The following is a 3867-nucleotide window of genomic DNA, read 5'->3' as shown; positions in this document are numbered from 1 at the left end:
GTTGCCTCTCATCTGGTGAAACTGCGTGGAACATGCCGCGACGGGCAACGCCTTGATGTGCCTATGCCAACAATCACCGCTGGTGGCCAACACGTGGGTGAGGTGCGCACATTTCTCGAGACGTATTGCGGGGAAAGTGACGATGAATGGCTGGTAACGATCGATGGGGTTAAATACCAGATCGTTGATATCGGAATGCGCATGTTGCAGCCGCATGAACTCTACAAAGCGCAGGGCTTCCCGGATGGTTACGTTATTGATCAGGACTACCGTGGAAATCGCTATGCAAAAGATAAGCAGGTAGCCCGCTGCGGTAATGCGGTACCACCACCATTCGCCAGGGCGCTGGTGGAGGCAAATCTTCCGGAACTGTGTGCAGTGCAACAGCAGGAGGTGGCATGAAACTTGTGCTCCCGTTCCCTCCAAGCGTGAACACGTACTGGCGCGCCCCTAATAAGGGGCCGCTGGCCGGTCGTCACCTCATTAGCGCTGATGGTCGTAAATATCAGAGCGCTGCCTGCGTGGCGATCATTGAGCAATTACGACGTCTCCCGAAGCCATCGACTGAACTGGCAGCGGTAGAAATCACTCTGTACCCGCCGGATGCGCGCCGCCGGGATATCGATAATTACAACAAAGCCCTGTTTGACGCGCTGACGCATGCGGGTGTCTGGGAAGACGACAGCCAGATTAAGCGCATGCTGGTGGAATGGGGACCCATAGTGCCGAAAGGTCGGGTAGAGATAACGATCAGCAGATATGAATCGGCGGGTGCAGCCGCCTGATATGGAGAAAAGTATGAGCCAATTAGCAACAACAGCATTAACCATGTCCAGCAGCGATATTGCTGAGCTGGTGGAATCACGACATGACCATGTTAAACGGTCCATTGAACGCCTGGCAGAGCGCGGTGTTATTGAACTCCCCCCAATGGGGGAAGTTAAAAATCACCTCAATCAGTCGGTATCGGTTTATCTGATAGGGAAGCGGGACAGTTATATCGTTGTCGCGCAGCTGTCGCCGGAGTTTACCGCGCGTCTGGTTGATCGCTGGCAGGAGCTTGAGCAGGCACAGCAGCAGACGATTCCTCAATCATTCTCTGAAGCCCTACGTCTTGCAGCTGACCTTGCAGAACAAAAACAGCAGTTGACTAACGAACTGGCTGCCGCGGCGCCGAAGGTAGCGTTTGTTGATCGGTACTGTACAGCCAGTGGGTCAATGTCATTCCGCCAGGTGGCAAAACTGCTTAAGGCCAAAGAGCCAGATCTGCGGTTATTCCTCCTTGAGAACGACATCATGTATCGCCTTGGCGGAACGATGACTCCACGGCATCAGCATATTGATGCGGGCCGTTTTGAAGTGAAAACCGGCACATCCGTAACCTCAAATCATGCATTCAGCCAGGCACGTTTCACGGCGAAAGGCGTGCGCTGGATTGGTGGACTGTGGGCAGAACACATTGCCAGGGGGCAGGTCGCGTGAGAGCTCTGCTTACCCCCGAGATCGCCCATCGTATGGGGATTGTGCTGTTCCGTCCCGGTGCGGAACTGATGCACCTCTTCATGCGTGGTCGCGTTCTGCTCGAGCCTGAACCAGAAGAAATGGCGTCATTCAGTACCGGGGCTGTTCCGGCAGCCATTCAGCCGCTGGCTGATGATCCGGTAATGCGGCAGGTCTTCGAGAATGAGAGGGTTATTCAGCGTGCCGGTGGGCTTCCTTCCCTTGAGCAATGGTTGAGTAATCGGTTTGAATGCCAGTGGCCACATTCAACGTGGCACGACAAGAACTTTACAACAATGCGGCACCCACCAGGAAGTATTCGCCTGTGCTGGCATTGCGATCACACTTTGTCGGGGCAGCATACCGAACAGCTTGCAGGTATAGCGGCAGGAAACCTGGTATCCTGGATTCTGGAAGTCATTCAGCGTGATTCTGGTTTTCCCGAGTCGCATATCCTGACGCTTCCGGAACTGTGCTGGTGGATGGTCAGAAACGACCTGGCTGATGTTATTCCGGAAAGTGTTGCGCACAAAGGGCTGCGCCTTCCGGATGAGAAGATCCGCTCTGTCATGAGGGAAAGCGACATTGTGCCTTCAGCGTCTGCAACCAGCCTCGTGCAGGAGAAGGCGAAGAAGATCCTCACGCTCTCTGTTGATCCGGAGTCTCCAGAATCTTTCATGCTCAGGCCAAAGCGACGCCGCTGGGTAAATGAGACGTACACTCGCTGGGTTAAAACACAACCCTGTGAGTGTTGCCGACGGCCAGCAGATGATCCGCACCATATCGTAGGGCACGGTATGGGTGGTACAGCAACAAAAGCCCATGACCTCTTCGTGATCCCTCTGTGCAGAGAGTGCCACGACGAGTTACACGCCGATGTACCGGCATTCGAGCAGAAGCATGGTACGCAGCTTGAGCTGCTACTGCGTTTTATTGATCGGGCGCTGGCGATCGGCGTAATTGCGAAAGCTTAAGTGTATGGAGAATAATCATGCGTGATATGCAGAAAGTTTTAGATTTATGGGGGGCGTGGGCCGCGAGCGATTCATGCAATGTTGATTACTCTCCGATTGCTGCGGGCTTCAAAGGGTTACTGCCGCAAACAAGTAAAACTCGGCTTCAATGCACTGATGATGATGGGTTGGTAATAGAGGGGTGTATGTCGCGCCTTAGCAGAAAGAGGCCATACGATTACCAACTGTTGGTCGTGCACTATATCTACCGGGTGTCCAAGCGCCAAATGGCAAAGCACCGAAAGAAAAGTGAAAAGCAGATCCGTATCGAAATGCAGATGGCAGAAGGTTTCATCGAGGGATGTTTATCAATGCTGGATGTAACTTTAGAAATGGATGTGCTAGTTCAGACCGAAATTTTTCAAAAAAGCTAGTGCGGTCCGCATTTTTTAAGATAACGTGTTAAGGGTGGTCGCTACGACACAGGCTTATCAAGTAAAAGCCTCGCAACTGCGGGGTTTTCTACTCTATAACCCTGTTATGTTATCCTCATTGAAACTTTGGGAGATGACAAAATGACCAGCATCGATGAACAAGAGCATGATATTAATAATCCACATGTCTCTATGGAGGATTTCTATGTATCACTTAGGAAGTTTGATGTTGCTGTATGTGAAGCTTGTGCCGTAAGCCAAGGTATTGGCGTTCAAATTGCTGAAGCATATATTGCTTACACAACTCAGATCTTTGCAAGAATGTGTATACATGCTCAGATATTGATTTCAAATGTACCAGAAAGTCGTTGGGCAAAAAAAGATTATCCATTTTGGGACCTATCCTTGGTTGCTTCTCATGCTCGAGCATTATTGGAAGCCGAGCTTCTTTTTTACTATTTATCGAAAGAAAATAGCACGCAAGAAGAGTGGTCGGCAAAACTAAATATAATGCATATGAATGATTGTGCGAAAAGAATAGAGTTTTTTAATACCATAAAGGATGAAAAGCAAGTTGAAGGGTTTGAGGCTCAAAAGGCAGAGATTGCAACTCGTCTAGAGTCTAATGAGTTTTTTAATTCGCTCGATTCAGGAACCAGAAAAAGATGTCTATCTGGTAAGGCACTAATGATTCCAAATAGAGATGAGTTATTAATCGAGTTAAAGCAAGATCCAAAAGAATTCAGGGTTATTTTTGATTTGCTATCACATTATACTCACATATTGCCGATCTCATATTATCGGATGGAAGCTAATGGTAGAGGGACCGGAAGTTTCAATGAAACAGATCTCTCATATATCACTTTAAGCTTAAACCTTTGCCACGATGTAATCGTGAAAGCTACTGACAAAATGGTTGTTTTTTTTCCTGAAACACTGAGATTGCGTAAGGGATTACGGGTAATGACTCCAACTTATTG

The 3867-nt window shown here is 49.3% G+C and carries 6 protein-coding genes; all 6 read left to right on the top strand.

Annotated features, from left to right (window positions below; translation table 11 throughout):
* A partial coding sequence (locus FDW95_RS16910) for a DNA cytosine methyltransferase (protein WP_170973015.1) occupies positions 1 to 402 on the top strand: 402 nt, incomplete at its 5' end.
* A complete protein-coding gene (locus FDW95_RS16905) occupies positions 399 to 785 on the top strand; it encodes a RusA family crossover junction endodeoxyribonuclease (RefSeq protein WP_115257712.1) in 387 nt (128 codons plus the stop codon). The genes FDW95_RS16910 and FDW95_RS16905, both read left to right, overlap by 4 nt.
* A gap of 13 nt (positions 786 to 798) precedes the next feature.
* Entirely contained in the window at positions 799 to 1482 is a 684-nt protein-coding gene (locus FDW95_RS16900) for a phage regulatory protein/antirepressor Ant (RefSeq protein WP_001704138.1), read from the top strand.
* Positions 1479 to 2474: a DUF968 domain-containing protein gene (locus FDW95_RS16895; protein WP_115257713.1), complete on the top strand. Its 996-nt coding sequence runs from the start codon at positions 1479 to 1481 to the stop codon at positions 2472 to 2474. Before FDW95_RS16900 ends, FDW95_RS16895 begins: the two co-directional genes overlap by 4 nt.
* Positions 2475 to 2491: 17 nt before the next feature.
* Positions 2492 to 2887 (top strand): antiterminator Q family protein, encoded by a 396-nt coding sequence (locus FDW95_RS16890; protein WP_071681475.1) that lies wholly within the window; start codon positions 2492 to 2494, stop codon positions 2885 to 2887.
* A 141-nt stretch (positions 2888 to 3028) separates the two neighbouring features.
* Positions 3029 to 3867, top strand: an 839-nt coding sequence (locus FDW95_RS16885) for a DUF5677 domain-containing protein (protein WP_115257714.1), incomplete at its 3' end; no start/stop codon positions are given.

It is taken from the genome of Citrobacter sp. wls718 (assembly GCF_005280945.1).
Taxonomy (GTDB): domain Bacteria; phylum Pseudomonadota; class Gammaproteobacteria; order Enterobacterales; family Enterobacteriaceae; genus Citrobacter; species Citrobacter gillenii.
Note: the sequence above shows the minus strand (reverse complement) of the source record. Positions and strands in the feature narration are given on the sequence as shown.

Excerpts from the sequence above, each read along its gene's own strand:
- FDW95_RS16905 (WP_115257712.1), top strand. The coding sequence starts at position 399 with ATGAAACTTGTGCTCCCGTTCCCTCCAAGCGTGAACACGTACTGGCGC.
- FDW95_RS16900 (WP_001704138.1), top strand. The coding sequence starts at position 799 with ATGAGCCAATTAGCAACAACAGCATTAACCATGTCCAGCAGCGATATT.
- FDW95_RS16890 (WP_071681475.1), top strand. The coding sequence starts at position 2,492 with ATGCGTGATATGCAGAAAGTTTTAGATTTATGGGGGGCGTGGGCCGCG.